Source organism: Streptomyces sp. TRM70350 (assembly GCF_019219825.1).
Taxonomy (GTDB): domain Bacteria; phylum Actinomycetota; class Actinomycetes; order Streptomycetales; family Streptomycetaceae; genus Streptomyces.
Map to the genome: position 1 here is coordinate 1 of NZ_JAHUXH010000077.1, position 2,438 is coordinate 2,438.

At 76.7% G+C, this 2,438-nt stretch carries 1 protein-coding gene; it reads left to right on the forward strand.

The window, feature by feature from the left end; all coding sequences use genetic code 11:
* Positions 1-2,438: SDR family NAD(P)-dependent oxidoreductase (locus tag KWI83_RS37575; protein WP_218518855.1), on the forward strand; the 2,438-nt coding region annotated here is incomplete at both ends.

Genomic DNA, 2,438 nt, shown 5'->3' on the forward strand with positions numbered 1-2,438 from the left:
ACGTACCCGCGTCCCAGACCCGTGGAGCCTCGGACGACGCCTTCTGGGCCGCTGTGCAGAGCGGTGGCCTCGCCGAACTGCTGGGCGTGGCGGAGGACGCCGGGCTGGACGCCGTACTCCCCACGCTCGCGTCCTGGCACGACAGGGAACGTGCCGACGCGGTCGTGGACGGATGGCGGCACAAGGTCCGCTGGACCCCACTGCCGGAGGCCGGTGGCGCGGTGCTGACCGGCCGGTGGCTGCTGGTGGCGCCGGAGGGCGAGCAGGCGCTCGTCGCCGACGCCGCCACCGCCCTGCGCGAGCACGGCGCCGAGGTCACGCACCTCGCGCTGCCCGACGGCGCCGACCGGGAGACGACCGCCGCACTGCTGCGGGACCTCCACGGCACCGGGATCACCGGGGTGCTGTCCCTGCTCGCGTCGGCGGCGCACCCGGTGCACGCCACCCTGGCCCTCGTGCAGGCGCTGGGTGACGCCGAGTTCACCGTTCCGCTGTGGTGCGCCACCTCCGAGTCCGTGGCGGTCGCCTCCACGGACCAGATCTCCGAAGCCGCCGTCGCCCCGGCCGGTCTCTGGGGGCTCGGCCGGGTCGTCCGCCTGGAGAACCCCGACCGCTGGGGTGGGCTGGTCGACCTGCCCGGCACGCTGGACGAGCGGGCACGGCGCCGGCTCGCCGCCGTGCTGGCCGGCTCCGAGGACGAGTGCGCGGTGCGCGAGAACGGCACCTTCGCGGCCCGCCTCGTACGGGCCGCCGACGCCCCCCGCCGCGAGTGGCGGCCCCGGGGCACGGTCCTGGTGACCGGCGGCACCGGCGCGCTCGGCGCGCAGGTCGCCCAGCGGCTCGCGGAGCGCGGGGCGCAGCACCTGCTGCTCGTCAGCAGGCGAGGTCCGGCGGCCGAGGGCGCCGCCCAACTGGCCCGCGCCGTCGAGGCCGCCGGTGCCACGGTGACCGTCGCCGCGTGCGACGTCGCCGATCCGGAGGCGGTCGCGGACCTGCTGGCCCAGGTGCCCGCCGACGCTCCGCTGACTGCGGTGGTCCACACGGCGGGCGTCCTCTCCGACGCCTCACTGGACATGCACACCCAGGAGCAGCTCACCGCCGTACTCCGGGCCAAGGCCGACGCCGCCCGGGTCCTGCACACCGCGACGGCCGGGCTCGACCTGGACGCGTTCGTGCTGTTCTCCTCGCTCGCGGGCACCCTCGGCAACCCCGGTCAGGCCGCCTACGCCGCCGCCAACGCCGTACTCGACACGCTCGCCGCGCACCGCCGGAGCCTCGGCCTGCCCGGCACCGCCGTCGCCTGGGGCCCCTGGGCCGGCGGCGGCATGCTCGACGCGGCCGTGGCGGAGCGGTTGCGCCGCGCCGGTGTCACGCCGCTCGACCCCGGCCACGCCCTGGTCGCCCTCGAGCGTGCCGTGGCCGCCGGGGACGCGCACAGCGTCGTCACCGACGCCGACTGGACCGGCCTGACCGCCGGCTCCCTGCTGGCCGAACTGTCCGGCCCGGCCCCCGCGGTGGCGCCCACGGCGCTCACCGGCCCCGACCGCGAGCGCGCCGCCCTGGACCTCGTGCGCTCCTGCGCCGCCGCCGTCCTCGGCCGCTCGGGCGCGGCGGACGTCGAGCCCGACACCGCCTTCCGCGACCTCGGCTTCGACTCCATGGCCGCCGTCCAGCTGCGCAACCGCCTCAGTGCCGCCACCGGAGTCGCGCTCCCCGCGACCACCGTGTTCGACCACCCGAGCGCCCGCGCCCTCGCCACCCGCCTGCTCGCCCTGGCGAGCGGCGAGGACACCGGCGCGACCGGCGCGACCGCGCTTGCGGACACGGCCGTCCGCACAGACGAACCGATCGCCATCGTCGGCATGGCCTGCCGCTTCCCCGGCGACGTGACCTCGCCCGAGGAGCTGTGGCGGCTGCTGGCCGACGGCGTGGACGCCGTCGGCCCCATCCCGGCAGACCGTCGGTGGGGACCCACCGACGCCTACGCCGAGGGCGGATTCCTGCGCGGCGCGGGGGAGTTCGACGCGGACTTCTTCGGTATCTCGCCGCGTGAGGCGCTGGTCATGGACCCGCAGCAGCGGCTCGCCCTGGAGACCGGCTGGGAGGTCTTCGAACGCGCGGGCATCGACCCGCACACGGCCCGCGGCACGTCCGTCGGTGTCTTCCTCGGCACCAACGGCCAGGACTACGCGGCCCTGCTCTCCGGCGCCACCGAGGCCCACGCCGGACACATCGGCACCGGCAACTCCGCCAGCGTGCTGTCCGGCCGTATCGCCTACGTCCTGGGTCTGGAGGGCCCGGCGGTCACCGTGGACACGGCGTGCTCCTCGTCCCTGGTCGCGCTGCACTGGGCGATCAGCGCGCTGCGCAGCGGGGAGTGTTCCATGGCGCTGGCCGGCGGTGTCACCGTCATGGCCACCCCGGGCGCCTTCGACGAG